This window comes from Paenibacillus sp. FSL k6-2145 (assembly GCF_037976585.1).
Taxonomy (GTDB): Bacteria; Bacillota; Bacilli; order Paenibacillales; family Paenibacillaceae; genus Paenibacillus.
The window spans coordinates 4,746,746-4,767,472 of the sequence record NZ_CP150267.1 but is presented as its reverse complement, the minus strand read 5'-3'; the positions used below and the strand labels follow the sequence as shown (position 1 = coordinate 4,767,472).

The window sequence follows — 20,727 nt, the reverse complement described above, 5'->3', positions numbered from 1 at the left end:
AAAGGTGATGATTGTGGATGACGAAATTGGAATTCGGGAGAATATACGGAGCTGCATTGATTGGGAAAAGGAAGGTTTTCACTATTGCGGGGATGCACCTGACGGCGAGCTTGCGTTACCTTTAATTCATGAATGGGCTCCGGATATTCTGATTACGGATATCAAAATGCCATTTATGAACGGATTGGAACTGACCTCCATCGTTCGCACTCAACAACCTGATATCAAAATCATTATCATGAGCGGTCATGATGAATTCAGCTATGCCCAGGAGGCCATCCGACTTGGTGTGACCGAGTACTGTCTAAAGCCCATTAGTGCAGCAGAGCTAATCCAAATGCTTCATAAGGTCAGCAAACAAATGGATGAAGAACATCAACGCATGACAAACCGAACGATCACCAAAGAAAAACTGCTGGCCGATCTGTGCGGAGGACTCATCGGTACAACCGATGCGATTGAATCAGCCAAACAACTCTCACTTCCACTCTCGGCCCGGTATTATACCATTGTCATTATCGACGTTCGATTAACAGATGACTCCCGGGACCCGGAATCCCTGATGAAGAAGCTGCTTCCCATACTGGAGGAAACTCGTGATCCCCACGTCGAACTTCTTCCTTATATTCGAAGCCGGACAGAGCTCGTGCTTCTGCTCAAGTATCACTCCGATGACAGCATATCCGTATATCTGGAGCAGCTTCGCGGGCGGGTTCGTATGGAACTTGAGCATACGTTCAAATGTAATATTATTCTGGGCATTGGCAGTCAACAGGAGCGGCTGCAAGGAATTCATGTCTCTTATCTGGAAGCGGAGGAGGATAAATATATTACCCGGCTCACCCTTCAGAACAGAGCTTCTCTACATGAAAATAACCTGGATGAGCAAACGACTCTTTTTCTCGACAGGAATTCGTTTCTTGAATTTCTCAAAATCGGCAGCCCCAATCAGCGTGACCATTTTGTGGAGGAGTTTGCCGCTCCATTACAATCCTTGGACTGGAAGTCCTCCTCGTATGGCTTCTATCTGTTGAATGATCTTACGCTGGAGTCGTTCCGGCTTGCGAATCAGCTGTTCCGCATGAGTGACCATTCGGATGAGAACATTACTTCCCTGCAACAGACGATTCGGAAGATTACGAGCTGGGAGGATTGCACCCAATACCTGTGTTCCCTACTTAACTTGTTATGGCAGAGAAGAGCAGCTTGCTCCGGAAAATACAGTGATGTCATTGATCAAGTGAAAGCCTATGTATCCCGTGAATACAATAACGAACAGGTCTCGTTGAAGATGATTTCTGCACACGTCAGAATCAGTCCAAGTCATCTAAGCAAGATTTTCAGTCAGGAAACCGGTCAAACGATAACGGAATATCTAACCCAGATTCGAATCGGTAAAGCCAAGGAGTTACTGAAAACAACCAACAACAAAACCTTTGAGATTGCTTACAAAGTTGGTTACAACGACTCTCACTATTTTTCAAATATATTCAAGAAAACAACAGGCTTTACACCAAGAGAATACCGAACTCAAGGAACCGAGGAATCGCAAGCCAGACCATCAGATATGAGAAAAGAGCCCATGTATGAATAAAGCCAGATTTGCACTTTTACTTACACTAATACTGCTGTTCCCGATGATCATTTCATCCGGTTCTGCACACATTCGTCCACAACAAATGGCTGCAACACTTCCTGCAACTTCACCTGTAGAGAAATCTGCAGCGAGCAAAACTTTCGGTATTATTTATCCAATGACGTATCCAACCTATGAGATGATCACGAAGGATGCAACGGAGTATGCAGGGAAACACAATATCACGTTAATTGTAAACGCACCTGATGAAGCCAACACCGAACAGCAGATCCGTATCATGGAGAATATGATCAAACAGCATGTGGACGGAATCGCTATATCGCCTGTGGATGCTGCTGCACTTACCCCCGTTATTGATGCAGCCCAAGCTGCGGGTATTCCGGTCATTACATTTGAGTCAGATGTTCCATCCAGTCACCGAATCGCTTATGTGGGCGCCGATAACTATCGCACTGGCCAGCAATTCGCGATGACAACTACAAGACTTCTGCATAATCAAGGCATGATTCTTGTCGAGAATGGTTTGGAGGAGATGCAAGGTTTGCAGCAGCGGCTTAATGGATTCATTGATTATATCCGCAGTGAAACAGACATCGAAATCTTGGAAGTTCGTTATCATCAAGGGAATGAAGATCAAGCCATGTCCGATATGGAGAATATGATTCAAGCTCACCCTCACTTCAATGCAATTATCGGGCTCGATTTTGTATCCGTCTCTGCCTCTACCTTGATCTGGAAAGCAAAAGGCCTTAATCGGCATTTAATCGCGTTCGGTGACAGCCCGACCAGTGAAAACGGGTTGCTCAACGGTCAATTGTCTGCTGTCATTTCGCAGAATGAAGGAGTCTGGGGTACCAAAATGATGGAGACCCTGTTACTTGCAAGCGACGGTGTGCCTGTGAAGGAATTTATTGATACGGGGATCATTGAAATAAACCAGGAAGGTAGTAATTAAGGGGAGGTCCTCCTGTCATTCTGATGACATGAGAACCTCCCCATTTAAATTTTCGTACACGTAGTTATTACATCCGTTAATCGAAGGGTTTCTCATGAAAGATGACCTTTTTCTGAGAATTGCTCATATCTATCCTTTACGTTTAAGCTTCATAATGAGCCGATCCAGGATGAACCCCACTCCGCCCCAAAAAATCAAATGTAACAAGTATATTAACGGCCTGAACAATGAGTTCGTCTCTGGATTTGTATTTATTTTGGTCAACCAGTCATTCAGCAACGGATTTATAGGATTCGTTAGATAAATCAGAATATTCTTATCATCGTTCCCTGATAGATTAATGAGACATACGGTTAGCGAGAAAATAACAAACCAAAAAGTCAGCTTTTTCAGTATGCTCAGCATGACGAGTGGGTAAACCTCCTCTCAAGTATGATGATCCTTTTGAGAAGTTATTTTTTCCATTCACTTTCTAAAATGCTCATCTCGATAAGATTCCAGAAGGTATCTTCATATCTTCTCGCATCACGAATAAGTCCTTCTTGTACAAAGCCCGCTTTTTCATAACATCGGATGGCTGAGACATTAAAATCAAATACGCCCAGACTGATCCGGTGTAACTTCTCCTCTTCAAATCCAATTCGAAGTGCCTCATCAATCATTTGCTTCCCATAGCCTTTACCCTGATACGACTTACCAAGAAGCACCTTACCGATACGCCCTGAACGATTATATCGATCAATCCCGCCAAGAGCAATATGGCCCACAATCTCCTGAGTCGATTCATCCATCACTTTATAAATGAACTTATTTGAAGTGTTCTTATCATTGGCACCATGCAAATAATCCGATAGCTGCTCTCTGGAAAGTGGATAATGGAACTGAGGGCCGGCCCACTGGAGCAGAAATGCTTCATCCCCACTCCATTCGATTAGTTGTTCAAAATCTTCTGGTTCAAAGTATTGGAATGTAATCATATCAATCTGCCCTTTCTTTTTATGTCATATCATAACCTATTTCAGTTCTCTTGTGTCGTCATAATTATGAGTTTCATCAAACGCTCTGTTTCTTATATTCATTTCACGGATGGAGTTCTGAACCCATTTCATTCTAGCTAATAAACAGATAACTCCACCCAAAATACATATCGCGCCTATCCAATAATTCAGTGCAAAATTCACTTGATAATCACTCGGAGTATAACTGCCAGCTGCTGCTGACTGGAATGCTGCATAGCCTAGCTTGGGAATCACCTCTTCAATCATCTTCGAGATCGTAATAATCACAATTCCTAACATGATAAAGAGTAATGAGAAAATAATGTGTAAATGCTTCAAAGACAAGCTACCTCCTTTATAATCCAAATCGCGTATGTTTTAGCACTACTTGCATCTTAGAAGCCGAATGACCTCGCCATCAATCAGCCCTTCACTTACCCTCTGAAAACCAAGTGATTCATACAAATTCCCGGCGATACTATTTTCCGGCCTATGTCCAATCATGATGCGTTTGCAGTTCAGCGATTCTTTCATTAGATCAATCAACTTCCTAAGCGCTTCTCTTCCATAACCTCTGCCCTGATATTTTGTATCTACCACTAGAGCAAGAAGCCAGTAGTTATCCTCATAATCCGGTTGATCTGAGTACACAGCAAAACCAACCAGATCCGAATCATAATAGATGGCCATGGGGTGAAAATCGGTCACCACCTTGGATTCAGCAATCCAATATACAACCGGCGCGGGAAAACTTTTTTTCTGTTCTTCCGTTACATTCAGTTGAGTACATGCATACCAGTTATCCACCGACACACGTTTTAAATGAATCATAAATTGAAATTCCTCCTCGTGAAGATTACACAGAGGAATCCCTCGGAACCTTTTCTTGGGTCCTCTGCGCTAGACAAAAACACCTCCGGCAACTTTATTTCTTCTACCCAGATTCGTATTGTTTCTCATACGACATCACTCCTTTCACGTTGTTGTGCAAACCTCTGGCAACTCCAATCACCTTATGCTAACCTTTGATCTCTAATAGTTCAGGAGTATGTTTTACAAGATCAGCAATTTCATAAGAGGCATTAACTGCTAATGCATCTTTAACTGCCTCAGTCCCTCTTGTCTTCCATATCGAATATATCCATTTGGAAAAACCATATGAATTCATGTGGTGACCACGTTCCTGTATCTGCATAAACAATTTCACACTTTCCTCATACCTTTCAATATCCGTTAAAATACAGGCCAAATTGTTCAACGCAATGTTGATATCTCTCTGCGAATTTCTAGAGACATTAATATCCTCCCAGCTACCGACCACTTCATCTTTTCTTGAGATAGGCATTGCTCCATCATTGATTGCATCAATCAAGTCTATCGTTTCGTTTACAAGAGCTTCGACTCCAGCAAAATCCCCGGCATGATAAAGCTTAGTCAGACGTTGTTTGTTATATGTAATCCGGGCAAAAAGAATATTGGACCATGTCTCATCTTCTTGTATGAGTTGGTTCATATTTTCAAGCACACTGTCCATTTCACTGTATCTCTCCAAAACCCAAAGCGAACCACCCATAGCCCGATGGCTCTCGAATCGAACACCTCGGTTGGTATCCACCTTCGGGGCATGATCACAAGCATATTGGTACCAATCCATCCAATGATCAAAGTAGTTCCCCAGAGATAATGACAACGCTTGTGTTGAATCCGAAACAATCCAGTGTAACTGCTCCGGAGCGAGATTTTCTTTCCCCCATTAAAAGAATGCCCGGTGATTGGCATAAAGCAGTTCCGGCTCTCTTAGCAAGGCATAACCGTCAGAAACATTCCAGTAGACCCAGCCCTGTTCATGGACAGATAATGGTCTGGATTGTTCGTAGTTTTTCAGTAACTCAATCATACCCTGATGATCCCCTCGAACTACTAATTCCTGAAAAGAATGAACGATATTCATACCCATCCTCCGTCCCTAATTAGTTTCAACCCAGCTATGTCAATGGCTTCGTGCCGCAAGCTGTAATGAAATTCATCATGGCATAGGCTTCCGGCGAATGATTTATCGCTTCAGAAGCTTGTTGCAGCTGAGCAAATTCCTCCGAACTGATCACACCTTTTTCAGCAAAATGTACAAAACGATTAAGATTAAACTGCTGCTTGAACCCTTCAATACCTAACAGATCACTATGTTGAAGGACAGAATCAATGTCAACATCGATGTATCCGTTCCCAGAAAGGAGACGCGGCAGACTTCTGCCAATTAAGCGATTACCGCCGTGTTGTGCCACATAGTCCGAAATTTTCATTAATACCGTATGTAAAGCAGGAACATCAGGATTCACCGCTCCAAAAACGCCGTCATCTACATCAATAATGGCAAGGCGACCGCCAGGCTTCAGTACACGATATATCTCTTGTGCAGCTTCGTCAGGATTGTTCAAGTGAAGGAAGATAAGTCTTGCCACGACAAAATCAAAAGAATCATCAGGCAGATCCATCTGGTAGATGGAAGATTCTACAAATTGCAATCGCTTGGAAGGAATATCTTTCAGCCGTTCTTTGGCTTGTGCTTGCAGTGAACGATCAATCTCAAGCGAGGTAAGCTCGCTGTCCGGCAGACTGTTCAATAGTTGCTCTGTAATGTAACCTGGTCCGCTTCCGACCTCCAATACACGCATTCCATTTTTCAACCCATACCACTCTAGATTTCGGAATTCTTTGGACCACCCCATTACCGCCTGTATCTTTAATCTCTCTAATTCCTCTTGTAAACTTAACACTGCCGTTTGGATACTGTATGTTGAACGCGGATCACTCATATATTCTCTCCTGTTCTTCAGTAGATTAATAAAACATATATCCTTAGACCTTTTTCTTCCCTAGAAAAAGAGCAACCTTATGTTGTTTCTCTATCGTTCCACCTGCAGCATCAATGGAATGTTTGATTCGCTCCATATGTAAAAATACCATCAAACATTTCACTCGGATAGACGGGTCTATATCGTTCATATTCATTGGTTACGAGATTAAACGTTTCCTTATTTTCCAAGTTCGCATCCTCCGATTTCAATTGTGGTTTTCCCATAATACATTGACTAAACTTACCATATCTTATTATTCTTGATAGTAAGAGGATAAACCTTTCAATAAGAGAATGATGATAGTTTAAGTTCAAATTTTATATCCTAGAGGACTGAGGTGTTCTTGTGAAAAGTATATTTGATACGATAAATGCTGCTGAAATTACAGAGCGAATGGATCAACTTAGTGAAAATTCCATCCCTAAATGGGGCACGATGCAAGTCTCTCAGATGCTGGCTCACTGTTCAGCATTTCATGATATCCCCTTAGGAAATGCTTTTCCACCTAGAGGATTACTTGGGAGACTTATAGGAAGGTTCGCAAAACCAATGTTTTATAATGACAAGCCCTTGCCCCATAATATGTCTACGATCCCGACAATCATTATTGATGATCAACGACAGTTTATGGCAGAAAAAGAAAAGCTAGAGCAGCAGTTTAATATCTTTCAACAAGGTGCTTCAGGAAAATTCTCCCGCCACCCCCATCCCTTCTTCGGAAAATTAACAGCCGAGCAATGGGGTAAAGGCATATACAAGCATTTAGATCATCATCTAAAGCAATTTGGAGTTTAGCGGTTATGCGCGGTGTGCCAGTTATCCACTGCGATTCCTTGATTATTAGATTGCGAAGTAAAGCAAGATATTCTTTTGCTTCAATCATACTTCCTTCATCCAGAGCTAAAGGAAAATTGTTCCCGTTCGCATTCCAGAAGGGAGTTTAGATTTCATTCGAAGGTTAGGCTTGTTAATTCCAATGCATAAATAACACGTTCATCCTTTTCATTCTAAATTAGCAATGACTCAACTTCATTAACCCAATCTCCTTCTTCGTCAGCCAGTAAAGTCTCCCAGCCAAGTAGCTTAGCAGAATGTAAATTTTTCTCTTGATCATCTATAAATAGAACCTCTTCCCCAGCTACCAGGAAGGTTTCGACCCGTTGGTATATCTCAATCTCAGGTTTGCATAAACCCACTTGATTAGAGATGGTTACACTTTTGGTAAATGAGCTTAAACGGCTAAGATTCGGCTCAATCCATTCCTTACAATGATTGCTGAGTAGATGGATATCGGCGGACTCACTCCATCGCTCAAGGTATTGAGCGGTTGGTAAGGGAACAATTGAATTGTATAAGATGTCCTTCGCTCGGCTTATTGATAATTCGGGATACATCTCCTTCAACGATTGCCAAAACTCTTCTTCCCTCATCATTCCTGTCCAGAGCTTTCGTTTGATTCCTGCAAAATGTACTTTCAAAGATTCTGCCGATAGGTTGGTTTCCTGAATCATATCTTTCCAGCACGTCAACGACATATTACTTAACAAAACACCTGCGATATCTAAAACGATCTGTGGTCTGCCTTTCATTTAATCGACCCCCAAGTTCATCTAATACGACGTATAACAGGCCTCAAGTTACTTAAAGGCATCATGTGGAAGGACAGCATGCACACCCTTTGGTAAATGAACCAATCAGATTTTCCTGAGTTAATTCAATCGTATGTGTACTCACTACAATCCCTCCCTGGTTTGGGATACGTATTATATTCAAAGCAAGCCACATGCTGCATTCCGTGCCGCCTCCTACATGCTAAATCCTTTACGCTTCAAGATTGGCAAGATATTTCTTCAACGGTTCCATATGATGCTGGTCATGCCATATAAAATCTTTAAGGTACTGGGGAATATAAAATACGTTCCCCTCTGCGTCTAAATACGTCTGATGAAGCTGTTCCTCCGCTAACCCTCGAATGTCATTCATAATTTTATGGCGGTACGTGATAGCCTTATTTACGATTTCGGACGTCTCTGTGCGGTTACCAAATTCAATAGCTTTGCGATTAAACTCTTCAAAATTCATATGTTTCAACGTAACTGCCTGCTTCAGAGCAATCTTCTCAATCGCTTGCTTGTAAAAATATCGGTCCCATAACATCACATGGCTGACGATGGATTTTATCGTCCATTTCCCTGCTTCCATGCTTGAATTCCATATGCTCTCCTCGAGATGAGTCATCGTCTTGACAAACAATGCCCATTCTTCAAAGGTTTGAAGCAAATGTTCAATCTCTTTTGTCATGTTTACATTTCCCCCTTCTTTCTTTTTGAAATGATTCACTGCTCTATTTGTTCTCTTCGGTTCCGATTCATCCATCCCAAAGCATAATCAACCATCTCTCTTTGGGGTATCAAATAACTCACAGCTTTCCCTACCATTCCTTCGGTAACAGCGTTAGTCTGGATCCTAAACTCATTAAAAATCAATTCAAAATCATCCGATTCATTGTTAATATCATCGTATGTAGTCCATTGTTCGATTCCATCCACCAGCATTTTTACTCCCCAGACTTTTGGTTTAACAAATGTATTCTGCTGTTTATACTCTGCCAGGTGCAAGGAGGTGTTACTATTTGTTGGCGCACCAAGTAACAGAATGTATCCACTCAAATCATAGATTTTTCCTAACGGAGATTTCTCATTTAATGCATAATGCAAGTTGTGATCTTCCGTTATCCGTTTTGCCTCTTTCCCCCAGGCAGCAAAAGACATGTGCGGATGTGAGCTTCGTAACACACCATCTTGCCTCCGAAACACCTCAGGAATGATGCCCATATACGAGGTTGGGGTTAGATCAGGATAATAAATAGGCATATTGTCTTTAATGAACTCAATTTCCTCTGAAGACAGGTTCGTATCATGCTCTGAAGGTTCACAAAGATGTTCTGTTTGAGTAGGGATGACAATGGTTCCATTGGTTCCAACGGCTTCTTCCAGAGCTAAAATAACACTTACCGGGCCGCCTATAACCTTACCTATTGCTTTGAAGGAGGAATGTACGATCACCGTCATGCCCTCCCTTACCCCCATTGACTTTAAATCATTAACTATACTTTTTCTTGTTTGTGACTCCATTGGATTCCTCATTTCACCCTCTAGACAAAAGCGGACAAAGTTGTTTATTTGATATCGATTCCACTACAGTTTCGTAATATCATCTTCACATATTTTTCAATGGTTCATGATGGGGGTTGAACAGCGCTGCAATAATCTTTTCTGCACATTCTTCCGGTGTGTTCATACTTGTATCAATTGAATAGCTATAGTTGATATTTTTGGCCATGATTTGATGCTGCTCATCCGACTGCTCTTCTCTTCGATCCCCACGTTCGATGTTCCGCTGACGACAGATATCGAGAGGACAATGCAGTTCCACAATATCCAGTGGATACCCTTCAAAAATCTGTTTGACTTGTTCATAATGCGGCGCGAGCTCCGGTCTTTCAACAAGTATGCCATCGATCAGAACATGGTTTCCATGGTCTGAAAATACTTTTGCCGTATGATACATCATTACAATCGCTTCACTCAGATACTTCCAGTAATCCGTCTGAAGATGTTTATCTCCGATTGTATTTTCAAAAAGATCATTAGCTACCACATAGAAAAACGGATCATCGTATGATTGCATCGCCTCTACAATCGAAGTTTTACCAGAGCTGGTTACACCGTTCAAAAATATAATTTTGCCTTTTTCCATGATAGTCATCTTCCTTTGTTTAAGTATAATTTTATAAACGTAATGCAGCGTGTACTACGTGTGTTTCATTGATTTTTTGAGCAGCATGATCTGGCCAATATGATAGGCATTATGAATACATAGATTTGATACAACTCCCCACCATGGCGCGTTAAAATAGGAAGGGATTTCACGGGTCAATTTATGTTCTTCACTATCTTCGAGTGCCCTGTTCCAATCACTAAAGACGGTTTTCAGTCTATGTAATGTCTTGCTCCACTCCACATCATTCAAGTTAGACGGATCTATGTCGAATGTATCCTCATTATTCACTGAATTCTGCCCGTCGACCTGTTCGGCAATATATCTCTCAAGCCACTTCTCATTCCAGAAAATAAGATGATTGACGATCGCCCAAATGGAGTGCTCCCCTTCATTCTTTACATAAGCGGCTTCCGCCGCATTGAGGTCTGTCAAAATATCATGAAGCGGTATAAACCAGCTCTTGTCATGATAACAGGCGTTTAATTGGTCTATGAGAATAGTTTTGTAACTCATCGTTGCACCTCACTCAGATAATATCATCATTTATCCGTTCATTGACTTCGCAATCTTCATCACAAGATCTTCTGACATGTTTCTGCCAATGATCTCGTATTGTAGCGCCTTCCCATGCACATTCTCTTCGATCCATATCAATTGGAAAGTTTCGTTATCGAAAATATAAAATGCTTGGACGCCACGTATGGCTGCTTGCTTAACCGTAGTACCATCATGATCAGGCAATGCGATCCGGCTCTTTGTTGTCCCGAAAATGTTAAGTTTATAACCACCATACTCTTTATATGTGATGCTGATGCCCACAACCTTCTTATTAGGCTTCAGGTCTCGGATCACTACATTTCTGCCTGACCTGTTACTTTCTTCAATCATTTCATCGATTTCTTGCGGAGTTAAATTATCAAATCCATAAAATACATGAATGGCATCTATATCAGAATCAATCGGAAATTTCGGCTGCCATGGAGAATAAAGTCGTTGCAATTGTTCCAAACCGTCATCCCATGGAATAGCTGCATAATTGGTCTGTTGCGTGAATTGGTTCTCTGTAACATCTGCGGTATAAATCGCTTTCCCGTCACCAGGCTTTAAGTCAATGACGATTCGGTCAATCGCATTATCGCGTAAGGATTCAATTTGAATTTTTCCAAGCACATCTCCGCTTTTGTTTTTGATATCCATTGATCTTCACTCCTTTCCTTTCAAAACATCTTCCTGATCCTAATATAATAGAAGCTGAGCCCTGCAAAAGATAAAGCGATCATAAGGGCTCCAAATATGCAAATGGTCTGCAAGATATCCTCGTAACCATAACTTGTCGTTTATTCGTCTGAGATAAAAACCTTTTGGAAAATCATTATCCTCCGTAAGGGCTTCAGATGCTATAGTAATGGAGCCGGACGGAGCTTTGTTACCCTCTGAAATATTGGTAGAACATATCTCAGGCTGATCCAAATATTGCATTCTTAGATAAGGTCCTAACTCAACCGGACAACATTCCAACCCAAGATCATTTGCTCTTCGAAAGAGCTGAAAAGTCGTAGCACCATCCGAAAATCCAAGTTGTTTGACGGTCAACTCAACCGTTTGCAAGCTTTGCTTTCTACTAGAAACTATAAATCTCTCATCATTTAATAACTGTTCTCCATATTTATTCAATGAAATAGAGTATTGATCCAGTTTCTGAATAAGCTGTGGCTTTGTTAAGCCGCCAATGTCTACAGTTCTTATTTCAACTGAACAGTCAGGGTATACGTTCTCATCTTCAATCAACATCCGCATCCCCCTAATCTAGATTCACTTCTATTATTTGACTTTATATATCAAATGCAGTCACTCACCTAGTTCTGAATCCGTTTACATACTAATCCTAGGTAATTGATAACAGCAGACCAAGGCTCCTCAGAAATTCAACTCACAATTACCCATATGTTACCTCCACACTTGAGATGTGTATAAGACCCTACCACCCTTGCGATGTTATACAAGATTTAATTTGAGCAATATGATGCTGCCCATGCCATACAAATCTTTGAATCGCGATATCCAGTGTAATTGTACCTAACACTTCTGTTCGGAGTTTTCGTCTAAACTGATCGGGATGTAAACTATACAACAGCGTGAGAAATCGCTTGTGTAGTATCTCCATCAGCAAAATTGAATCTTCGATGGTCGTATTCCTGTAATCATGTAAAGATGCCCATATATCCTCTCGATATGAGCTTGCCATCGGTTCCTCTTCAGTCAAGGCTCTCTTGAACCTGATATAAGCGTTCATGTCATTGTCCGCAAGGTGGTGCACAATCTGTGTGATTGTCCAACCGCCACCACGATAAGGAGTACAAAGTTGATCATCATTGAGATGTAGTGTAATCTCTCTTAAGGACTTCGTAATTCCGGGAATTTGACGAATGATATGGATTCGGTCCTCACTAGAGAATTTAATACTTGGCTCAAAGTGTCCTATCGGAAAGCGTATTTTTTCATCCAAGGTTGACCACTTCTCCATTTCTCTACTATAGAACCAAATCATATCCAATATAACCCACAATGTTCCATTTGCGAAGTATAAAAGCAAAAAAAAGCGCCCCTATCTTGGGTCGAATGGTGTTTGTCTAGAACATCACCAACCAAGATAGGAACGACTTTAAGGTGGAGTCTACCATAATGCAGAGCTTATGGAGTGTCATAAGGAGTCGTTTTCTCTCAAATTTATTGCGGTCTCGTCTTTGGGCCGAGGAAGTAAACCCGATGCGTTAATGTATTGTTAGATCACTCACATCTACTTTTTAACGCCAGCCCTCTTATCCTATAATTGGATATCACATCCATCAAAAGGTTTGTCACTTTCAATACGTTTTACCGCTTCAATAATAGCATTCTTCTGAAAATCAGTAAGATTCTCTTCATTCCCATTCCAATTGGTAAGCCACCAAAAGAAGGAACTAATATTTCTATATTCCATAAACAAAGGAATCCTCTGGATCCATTCTTGCTCTATACTATTCTGCTTTATATAACCTTGTAGAAATTCATTTAAGAAATGCTTTGCAAATTCATCTTTCGATCTCCAAGCCTTAAAATGTGAACCCCACCAAACAGCGTGAGTAGCGGCGATTCCAATATCAAGTGCAAACCACCCGTACAACGAATCATCAAAATCAAAAACAGTTATTTTTCCTTGATCGATAAGAAAATTATAAGGATGAAAGTCATAATGGATCAGACCATATGATTCTTTATCCTTAGGCAAGTTTTTCATTTCCTCTTCAATTGTTCTGAGTTTATTGAGGAGTATTTGATAATTACCAAAATGTAAATGTGGATTGTTTATTTCCGCCACATTCCATTCCATCCTTTTGTATTTCAAATCGCCAGGATCATAAGTTTTTGTCAACCGATGCATTGACCCCATTGTTTCGCCCCATGTTTTAAACAAGCTCTGTCCCCATAATTGTGGATCGCTATCGAAAAAAATTCCAGGGGCTCCTTCGAACGCAGTTGCAATATAGCACTTTTCATAGTCCTTACATACAGCAGTTAATTCACCTTCTATAGTTTGGATTGGCAAAGATGCATGAATGCCTCTTTCAACTAAATACCGTACCCAATGGACTTCTGCCTTAATATTAAGTTCAAATTCAACTGGTTTTTCAGATAAACGTAAAAAATATTCCTTATTCCATTTGTTAAACCTATATACTTCATTACAAGAATTGCTTACGAACTTTAACTTATTAGTATCAAATCCAAATGAATTAGCTGCTTGAGAAAGTATTTCATTACCAACCAAAATGATTCTCCTTTTCTACTTCAATGTTATTTCATTCAAGTGTGAGTTTCGGAGTGTTTCATCTAACGTTCCTGTATTCACTAACCAGCTTACGCAGGGTGTGAGGAGAATGCCGGACCAAGGACGAATGTCCGATGCGTTAATGTATTGTGATCTGATGGATGCCCTTATTCTGAAAATTCAATCAAAAATGGATGGCTTTTCTCATCTAATGCATTATGAATTCTGTCATAAAAATTTCCCCATGTTATCATTTGCCCAGCTTCTTCTAAAGTAAAGTAGCCCACCTCTTCACTTTCATCACTGGTAGTTAAAGCTCCACCAATCGGTTTTCCAGTAAATATATTGTTGCATACGCCTCGCGTTATGTTCTGATACAATCCACAAAATTTAATTAATTCAATGTCAATCCCTGTTTCCTCTTTCACTTCTCGAACTGCTGCCTGCCTAATCGTCTCTCCTTCTTCAACACAACCTTGAGGCATTTCCCAACCTCTTCGACCTTTCATGAGTAAAATCTCATTATGTTCATTGAGAACGATTACACTTGCAGAAACGATAAATTTCATTCTAATTCCTCCTATGTTGGTTTAAATAACCACTCTTCCTCGAATAGCTATAGCTAAATCCCTAGAACTGAAACATAATCTTGAGTTGTTAATTGCTTTTTAATCCATACAACAAACTCTATAATTAATTCACGAAGTCTCTGAACACTATTGAGAAAATCTTGTTGAAACTCATCTTTAGAACTGCCAAAGAAGAAATACACATGTTCATTTATTAATTCCATTGTTACTTTTTCATCAAGGAGATTAGCGAACGTTTTCAAATCCTCAAGGATCACCTCCCACGTTTTTCGATGTATTTCATTGAACGCATAATGATCATATCCAGAAAATATACTTTCTATTGTTTTCTCTATATAGCCGAATACTTCTTCATCAAAGTAAATTGAGTTTTCATTCCAACAATGCCCAAGGTACTTCCCGGGTAAAACTTCAATATAACCAGTTCCTTCAAGTTCTTCCCGATCTCTTATTATCTTCATTGTTCACCCTCGTTAAATAATTTCGTCGATTTCACATACTTTTCTGTATATAAGACCCAGCGTATGCTGGGTGTGTGAATGCTGAGTTATGGTATTTCACTGCCTTCATTGAGCAAAGTAATCATTTGCCTGTTGGTTTTTAAGATTATCACTTTGTCTTTATAAGGGGACAAGAAACTACAGATTTCTTTCCGATTTGTACTATTAAATTTATGATTCCAGATAAGCATTTCAATTAGTCCTCTTAATGTTTGCTTGTATATAGATCTTTCGGAGCCTATTCTTTGTTTAACAAATCTCATGATAATTCTAAAATGTCGAATCAACACATTAGTATCTAGGTAATAAATTACATCTGCTCTTGAAAAGCTATCAGAAAGCCATTTATAATATACTCCCTCTACAATCCAACTATCATTATCAATTATTTTATGTAGTAATTTATCTCTCACGTCTGGAGGATTTTTTCCTGAAAACTCCACTCTACTGCTCCACATGACTGTATCTAGTTCGTAGAATTTAATATTTAACTTCTCTGATAAAACTTGACCAAGATATGTTTTTCCGCTACCAGTTGAACCTATAATATGAATTCTTAAAGGTCTAGACATAATTAGTTTCTCCTCTTTAATTTATTGCAGTGATTTCTAATCACCTTCCTGTTTTTATGCAGTTCAACAAACTCGGAGGTGTCTACCATAATATCATCTTCGAAATCCATTCAGCAGACCAAGACTCCATTAGGAGCCGCTGCTTGAATATTATGTTATACGACAGAATCTCATCTTTGAGTAACCAGAAAATGTTCTCATCCCATCATTGATCTTCTATATGCTCCAATAAATCTCCGGGCTGACATCCCAATGCCGTGCATAATTTATCAATTACTTCTAAAGATACATACTCATTCGTATTGAGTTTTGCCATCGTTGCCGATGAAATCCCCGTCATTTTCAATAAATCCTGCTTCTTAATCTCCCTGTCAATCAATAATTTTTGAAATGGTTTATAACTTATCATCTGGTATCCCTTCATATCCGAATTGAAGTTTTATATAGCGACCTTCTCAAAAACAACTCTATCTATAATCAATTCTCATCTGATCGGAATCTTTACTTTAATGCTATACCATATCTGAAATAAACATGGCTTTTGTTCCTTCTTCTGGCTTAAATCCAAATAATCCATAGAATTTTTCTGCACTATCATAAGATATAAGCACTTTTGTTTTTATATTAGAATATCGGCTAAGCATTTGTTCCATCATTCTCTTTCCAATTCCTAATGATTGATATTCTTTGTGTACTAACATGTAATGAAAATATACTGTCATCACGCCGTCAGACAATGCATTTATTAAGCCAACTAATTTGGTATCATCCCGCAGTAATAACCGTATGCGAGTTGTTTATTGCTTGTCTAAGATCTTCTGGGAAATCTCCTGATTTCCAGTCCACCGAATGAAACAGTTCTTGAATTGCCTGTGTATCAATGTCTTTTATTTCTTTGAACATGATTGTCATTATATTGCTCCTATGCTTGTTGTTTGGATTGGGAGTATTGGACAACGTTTCTATATTCAAGAACCCCGAAGGGATGTTTGCTGAAACTCTTCTCGAAATCCATCCGCAGCCCCAGGCTCCCAAGGAGCAATGTTTGAATATTATGTTATAGGATGGAATCGCTTCTCGAATTGACCTTCACGATTTATTTTTCTCCTGGTACGTATTCAATCAAATCAGATAATTTACAATTAAATGTATCGCATAGCTTGAATAAGGTTTCCAGCTTTGTTGTTTCTATATTTGTTTCCCTATAGAGCTTATTGATCGAATTCCGACTTAAGCCCGATTTTGCCATCAATTCTGTTATATCATCTATTCGATGTTCCGCCATGAGTTCTCGTATATTACACTTGATTATGTTCATCTTTTCCCCTCCATAATTCTATCTTATCTTTCATATTAGCAATCATCAACAGAAAGCAAAGTTTTAACTCTACAAAGTCAAATATTCACCTTGTAATTAACCTTGAGGGGTTATATAATAACTTTATAGAGTTAATTAAAGGAGGAACAACATATGATTAATACAGTAGAATCATTAACAGAACCACTGATAAGAATACGTTTAGATTTGCTCTATACTAAGCTTCTGGAGTGTCATAGGGAGTACACTCAGCTTTCTGCTGAGACAGATGAATATTTTAAAACACTTCGTGATGCTTTGCCCGATCAACTTCAACATACAGTTTTTCTTTACGAAGACGCACAAATCTCACTCCAATCCATCCTAGAAAGAAGTATCTACATACAAGGTTTCAAAGATGCCCTACAACTATTTAGTGAATTGCAGAATTCTAGTATTTAGAGGGTTATATGACCCTCTTTTTCTATTGTTTTTGATTCTGTCGTATAACATACCCGTTTTTACGCCCCCTGCGAGGCCATTTCCTTGGAATCCTCGGTTGGACCTAGAGTTAGCACCAGTCAGTTCATGTGTGAATATGAGTTTAGTGATGCTGTACTGAATTAGCCCGCAATATAAATGCCTTTAATATCTTGTACTAAATTCTTGTACATATTTTTTTCGATCTTGTACATAGTGTTCAGTGTAGTTAGTTCCTTTAAAACCTTCTATTACACTTCTCCAAAATGTCCTTGCCGGAAGATTGCTCTCCATTTGCGAAATCTTCCAATTCGCTTTGTACATTTTAAATGCTTCTATTGCTGCTTTACGACCTATACCTGATCTTCTGTATTTCTGTAAAACCATAAAATCGTATATCACATGCGTCGGATCTGGATCAGTATCCATATTCTCAAAAAGGACTACTATAAAACCAACGATTATACCTGCTACTTCTATAAAAAATGGATTCCATCTTTCGTCGCCTTCCCAATAATAATCTATGTTTACTTCAAATTTTCCGTTTCTATCTATATCTCGACCTGTATATTTACTGAAGTCATACTCGTACAATTCATATAAATTGATTAGTATACTTTTATCTTCAGGATTTACTGGGACAAGTTTTAATTCCATGTTTGCATCTAGCTCCTTTTTGTTTTTTCAATGCACTTTGCGGTTTCGCCTAACGTATGTCCATTGCTAACTTTGATTCCCATTAGATAGCTATTATCTTAGGAAAAATCAAAGTGTCGTCTGAATTCACTTCATCGAAACGTCTCAGGCGACCAAGGCGTGGTATCCCCGCAACTTGAATACATTGTTATGTTCCGTTACCCTCTTCGAAGTATCACCTAAAACCTTTGATCCAGATTCCAATTCTATTTTTTACTTTAGTATAAAAACTCAACTTCACCATCTAACAAATATCGATATTCAAATAATTGCATTGTTCTTTCCCTAATTCTCTCCCGTATAACCGTGCCTAGGCTTACCGATCCTTGTGATCCTAGGTAACCATTATTAATAAATGTCTTCTCTACAAATTTTGTTTCCCTTAAGTGATACTGTAGCCATTCTTTCTGCGATTCAATTAGTGCTTCTCTTGGTTCTCTATCCAACTTAGAAAGCAGCTTTTTATATATTTGATTCATTTCTTTATCCCAAATCTCGGTATATTTGCTTTCCAACGCCCCCCATCCCAATGTTGTAATAATCTCTTTGGAAGTTTATTAAATTCCACTTCATAATCATGATCTATAGGATTTCGAAGCATTTCATCATAAAAATCTCCAGTCGAATCATAGTTCCCAATACTCATGGATAACACTTGATTATTAGAAGGATCTGATTGACCTTCAGTTATTTCTTTCGATTCTGTTCGATTACCTGTACTCACTACATCAGGAGGCAGTTCAGAATTCATTATTGATTTAGTTTCGCTGTTCATGGTAGTCAATTGACTACTATTTTGGCAAGATGAAAACACTATCGTAATAAATAATAAGAAGAGTATCTTACCTTTCATAAATTATCTCCTTAAATATTATCTTTGATATTTACCGATAATGGGGCATAACGTTGTTGTATCCATGACCCTCCCACCGACTTAAGAGACCAATTGGAGCGGCCGCGATGCGGTTAGTCTTACGGATGTGTCCGCTAATTCTCTCCCCTGCCGATTGCTTCTCGCGGACCGTGGAGCCTTTAGGCGCCGAAGCACGGATATGATGTTAGAAACTCCCTAGACCTATGGCCTCAAAGTCCTTAATGAGTCCTTTTGCTTCCCCAATATTATTTAATCCCCATTGAGCATAATCTTTCGCGTCCCTATCATTACCTAGAAATTTATGCGTTCGTGCAATTAACAAAACCAGCCTTAAATCAAGTGGAGCTCCAAAATCTTCAATCTTCTTAGATCTAGCTATTATCTCGGCCAATGAAATTGATGTAATCATCCTAGGATCATTAAATTGAGAAAAATAACTCATTCCTTGATCCAAAAATAACTTTTTCATTTCATTTATAGTAACTATCGCATCATTCTCTGTTTCTCCGTATTGAAACCATCTTTCACGCTCCACTGTAAAAAATCTCTTAAACCAATTTGCTTTTTTTATCAAGACGTTTTCTGAATTCACAATCATAGGTCGTGATTTCATTTGAAGACTTAAATTCACCAATAGAATTGGGGAGGAAATTTAGATGCACCCCCATCTCCATAACACAAGATCCACCGGATTTATCTGCCTGAATCACCAGAGTGTATATAAAGTGATTATCAGTTGTCTTAACAAAATGATGATCGGTTCCCATAAACCCAACCTCATGTAGTTTTGGAGCAAAATACACCCTAATTAGCTTTCTAAAATCTTTAGTATTCACGTTTTCATATCCTTTGTGAGATTTTCGATAACGTTGTTTTATTCACAAACCCGAGAGCTTAAAGAGCACCAGCGACTGGGTCGAAGACCTAGCATCATAGGAGTTGTATGTCTGATACGACTTCCTCGAAAGATCTCTGGCAGACCAAGAGGCGTTAACCCCGCAGCGTGGTTAATTTGCTATCGGATGTTTTAGTCCCATTGAGCAACCTACAAGTTCTTTCCATATTCATTAAGTACTTTATTTACAAATTCGGTCTTCCCATCCGTATAAGACTGACGATTTTCTCTATATTTAATAGCAAGTTCTTTCTTTAGATTGGCATATTTGACTACAAATTCGGGACTGCTAATTAATGCATCTCTGAAGGATATATGTCTTAATAACTCTTTGCTCTCTTTATTACAAACATATAAATGATGTTCAAGTTTCTGTATTTTTACTATACTATAAGGCACATTTGCATCCTTTCTTGCAAAAGCTTCTCTGTTCTCAACACCCAAATTCCCTTCATGATAGTAACCTAAACTTTCTAATCCTTGAATTACATCTGGAAGCAAGTCCATAGAATCAATTACTACATCAATATCTAAAATAGGTTTTGCCGCTAGTCCCGGTACTGCGGTACTACCAACGTGCTCAATTCTAAGTACTAGATCCCCGAGTCTATGTTCTATGATGGATTTTAGATCAGAAAACATTTCAGGCCATTCATTGTTGTAATTTTCAATAATTATTGTTTTTTCACTCATCCTTGAGATGCCCTCCCAAAAAATAAAGTATTTACGAATTTTTCCGATAATATTCCTGTATCTACGAACCTGAGAGGCGTAAGATGTATCGCACCTTGTCCGACGGATTTGACCTCGCTGGGCTGTCGCTGACT

The 20,727-nt window shown here is 39.3% G+C and carries 30 protein-coding genes and 1 pseudogene; 4 read left to right on the top strand and 27 right to left on the bottom strand.

The features are described from left to right. The first annotated feature begins 4 nt into the window (after positions 1-4). Both NZ043_RS21340 and NZ043_RS21335 read left to right on the top strand, forming a co-directional pair. Complete coding sequence (locus NZ043_RS21340) at positions 5-1,594, top strand: response regulator (RefSeq protein WP_339312821.1); 1,590 nt, start codon at positions 5-7, stop codon at positions 1,592-1,594. Further along, positions 1,587-2,552 (top strand): substrate-binding domain-containing protein, encoded by a 966-nt coding sequence (locus tag NZ043_RS21335; protein ID WP_249911022.1) that lies wholly within the window; start codon positions 1,587-1,589, stop codon positions 2,550-2,552. Before NZ043_RS21340 ends, NZ043_RS21335 begins: the two co-directional genes overlap by 8 nt. A 452-nt stretch (positions 2,553-3,004) precedes the next feature. Here the strand turns inward: NZ043_RS21335 and NZ043_RS21330 are convergent, their stop codons facing one another. From NZ043_RS21330 to NZ043_RS21305, 6 genes are all read right to left on the bottom strand, one after another. Then, entirely contained in the window at positions 3,005-3,529 is a 525-nt protein-coding gene (locus tag NZ043_RS21330; RefSeq protein WP_339309180.1) for a GNAT family protein, read from the bottom strand. A gap of 36 nt (positions 3,530-3,565) precedes the next feature. Then, positions 3,566-3,889, bottom strand: a complete 324-nt coding sequence (locus tag NZ043_RS21325) for a hypothetical protein (protein ID WP_339309179.1) — start codon at positions 3,887-3,889, stop codon at positions 3,566-3,568. 45 nt (positions 3,890-3,934) lie between these two features. Then, complete coding sequence (locus NZ043_RS21320) at positions 3,935-4,381, bottom strand: GNAT family N-acetyltransferase (RefSeq protein WP_339309178.1); 447 nt, start codon at positions 4,379-4,381, stop codon at positions 3,935-3,937. A gap of 187 nt (positions 4,382-4,568) precedes the next feature. Then, positions 4,569-5,084: a hypothetical protein gene (locus NZ043_RS21315; protein WP_339309177.1), complete on the bottom strand. Its 516-nt coding sequence runs from the start codon at positions 5,082-5,084 to the stop codon at positions 4,569-4,571. 219 nt (positions 5,085-5,303) lie between these two features. Next, on the bottom strand, positions 5,304-5,501 hold the full coding sequence (locus NZ043_RS21310; protein ID WP_339309176.1) for a hypothetical protein: 198 nt from the start codon (positions 5,499-5,501) through the stop codon (positions 5,304-5,306). 34 nt (positions 5,502-5,535) lie between these two features. Continuing rightward, positions 5,536-6,363, bottom strand: coding sequence for a methyltransferase domain-containing protein (locus tag NZ043_RS21305; protein ID WP_289392114.1), 828 nt, complete (start codon positions 6,361-6,363; stop codon positions 5,536-5,538). A gap of 387 nt (positions 6,364-6,750) precedes the next feature. Here NZ043_RS21305 and NZ043_RS21300 point away from each other — a divergent pair, with 387 nt between their 5' ends. Beyond that, entirely contained in the window at positions 6,751-7,200 is a 450-nt protein-coding gene (locus NZ043_RS21300; protein WP_339309175.1) for a DUF1569 domain-containing protein, read from the top strand. Positions 7,201-7,412: 212 nt separating this feature from the next. On the opposite strand, the gene NZ043_RS21295 is transcribed toward NZ043_RS21300, so the two are convergent. The 16 genes from NZ043_RS21295 to NZ043_RS21220 form a co-directional block, all read right to left on the bottom strand. Continuing rightward, positions 7,413-7,994: an HAD-IA family hydrolase gene (locus NZ043_RS21295; RefSeq protein ID WP_339309174.1), complete on the bottom strand. Its 582-nt coding sequence runs from the start codon at positions 7,992-7,994 to the stop codon at positions 7,413-7,415. A gap of 232 nt (positions 7,995-8,226) precedes the next feature. Then, positions 8,227-8,706: a DinB family protein gene (locus NZ043_RS21290; protein WP_339309173.1), complete on the bottom strand. Its 480-nt coding sequence runs from the start codon at positions 8,704-8,706 to the stop codon at positions 8,227-8,229. A gap of 35 nt (positions 8,707-8,741) precedes the next feature. Beyond that, positions 8,742-9,539: an AAC(3) family N-acetyltransferase gene (locus NZ043_RS21285; RefSeq protein ID WP_339309172.1), complete on the bottom strand. Its 798-nt coding sequence runs from the start codon at positions 9,537-9,539 to the stop codon at positions 8,742-8,744. 85 nt (positions 9,540-9,624) lie between these two features. Next, positions 9,625-10,164 (bottom strand): AAA family ATPase, encoded by a 540-nt coding sequence (locus NZ043_RS21280; protein ID WP_339309171.1) that lies wholly within the window; start codon positions 10,162-10,164, stop codon positions 9,625-9,627. Positions 10,165-10,218: 54 nt separating this feature from the next. Further along, entirely contained in the window at positions 10,219-10,701 is a 483-nt protein-coding gene (locus NZ043_RS21275) for a DinB family protein (RefSeq protein ID WP_249911031.1), read from the bottom strand. A 30-nt stretch (positions 10,702-10,731) separates the two neighbouring features. Then, positions 10,732-11,385, bottom strand: a complete 654-nt coding sequence (locus NZ043_RS21270; protein ID WP_339309170.1) for a DUF4367 domain-containing protein — start codon at positions 11,383-11,385, stop codon at positions 10,732-10,734. A gap of 39 nt (positions 11,386-11,424) precedes the next feature. Then, complete coding sequence (locus NZ043_RS21265; RefSeq protein WP_339309169.1) at positions 11,425-11,979, bottom strand: helicase; 555 nt, start codon at positions 11,977-11,979, stop codon at positions 11,425-11,427. A 187-nt stretch (positions 11,980-12,166) separates the two neighbouring features. Next, positions 12,167-12,712: a YfiT family bacillithiol transferase gene (locus NZ043_RS21260; protein WP_339312819.1), complete on the bottom strand. Its 546-nt coding sequence runs from the start codon at positions 12,710-12,712 to the stop codon at positions 12,167-12,169. Positions 12,713-13,012: 300 nt separating this feature from the next. After that, positions 13,013-13,996, bottom strand: a complete 984-nt coding sequence (locus NZ043_RS21255) for a phosphotransferase (protein ID WP_339309168.1) — start codon at positions 13,994-13,996, stop codon at positions 13,013-13,015. A 167-nt stretch (positions 13,997-14,163) separates the two neighbouring features. Next, complete coding sequence (locus tag NZ043_RS21250; protein WP_105598261.1) at positions 14,164-14,565, bottom strand: NUDIX hydrolase; 402 nt, start codon at positions 14,563-14,565, stop codon at positions 14,164-14,166. A 53-nt stretch (positions 14,566-14,618) separates the two neighbouring features. Then, positions 14,619-15,047, bottom strand: coding sequence for a hypothetical protein (locus NZ043_RS21245; RefSeq protein ID WP_339309167.1), 429 nt, complete (start codon positions 15,045-15,047; stop codon positions 14,619-14,621). 86 nt (positions 15,048-15,133) lie between these two features. After that, positions 15,134-15,658, bottom strand: coding sequence for a DNA topology modulation protein FlaR (locus NZ043_RS21240; RefSeq protein ID WP_339309166.1), 525 nt, complete (start codon positions 15,656-15,658; stop codon positions 15,134-15,136). Between the two features lie 205 nt (positions 15,659-15,863). After that, positions 15,864-16,067: a helix-turn-helix transcriptional regulator gene (locus tag NZ043_RS21235; protein ID WP_307537520.1), complete on the bottom strand. Its 204-nt coding sequence runs from the start codon at positions 16,065-16,067 to the stop codon at positions 15,864-15,866. A gap of 103 nt (positions 16,068-16,170) precedes the next feature. After that, positions 16,171-16,380 carry a GNAT family N-acetyltransferase gene (locus NZ043_RS21230; protein ID WP_339312816.1) on the bottom strand — a complete coding sequence of 70 codons (210 nt, stop codon included), beginning with the start codon at positions 16,378-16,380 and terminating at the stop codon, positions 16,171-16,173. 43 nt (positions 16,381-16,423) lie between these two features. Then, entirely contained in the window at positions 16,424-16,570 is a 147-nt protein-coding gene (locus tag NZ043_RS21225) for a hypothetical protein (RefSeq protein ID WP_339309165.1), read from the bottom strand. 184 nt (positions 16,571-16,754) lie between these two features. Further along, positions 16,755-16,976 (bottom strand): helix-turn-helix transcriptional regulator, encoded by a 222-nt coding sequence (locus tag NZ043_RS21220; RefSeq protein WP_179086413.1) that lies wholly within the window; start codon positions 16,974-16,976, stop codon positions 16,755-16,757. Between the two features lie 153 nt (positions 16,977-17,129). Here NZ043_RS21220 and NZ043_RS21215 point away from each other — a divergent pair, with 153 nt between their 5' ends. Beyond that, positions 17,130-17,417: a hypothetical protein gene (locus NZ043_RS21215; protein ID WP_036609138.1), complete on the top strand. Its 288-nt coding sequence runs from the start codon at positions 17,130-17,132 to the stop codon at positions 17,415-17,417. A gap of 183 nt (positions 17,418-17,600) precedes the next feature. On the opposite strand, the gene NZ043_RS21210 is transcribed toward NZ043_RS21215, so the two are convergent. The 5 genes and pseudogenes from NZ043_RS21210 to NZ043_RS21190 form a co-directional block, all read right to left on the bottom strand. Continuing rightward, entirely contained in the window at positions 17,601-18,092 is a 492-nt protein-coding gene (locus NZ043_RS21210; RefSeq protein ID WP_249911036.1) for a GNAT family N-acetyltransferase, read from the bottom strand. A gap of 257 nt (positions 18,093-18,349) precedes the next feature. Continuing rightward, a pseudogene (locus NZ043_RS21205) lies at positions 18,350-18,984 on the bottom strand (lysozyme inhibitor LprI family protein). A 205-nt stretch (positions 18,985-19,189) separates the two neighbouring features. Beyond that, positions 19,190-19,540, bottom strand: coding sequence for a hypothetical protein (locus tag NZ043_RS21200; RefSeq protein WP_339309164.1), 351 nt, complete (start codon positions 19,538-19,540; stop codon positions 19,190-19,192). 13 nt (positions 19,541-19,553) lie between these two features. Further along, on the bottom strand, positions 19,554-19,841 hold the full coding sequence (locus NZ043_RS21195; RefSeq protein WP_249911039.1) for a DUF4304 domain-containing protein: 288 nt from the start codon (positions 19,839-19,841) through the stop codon (positions 19,554-19,556). Positions 19,842-20,050: 209 nt separating this feature from the next. Then, positions 20,051-20,593, bottom strand: coding sequence for a GrpB family protein (locus NZ043_RS21190; RefSeq protein WP_249911040.1), 543 nt, complete (start codon positions 20,591-20,593; stop codon positions 20,051-20,053). Positions 20,594-20,727 lie beyond the last annotated feature (134 nt).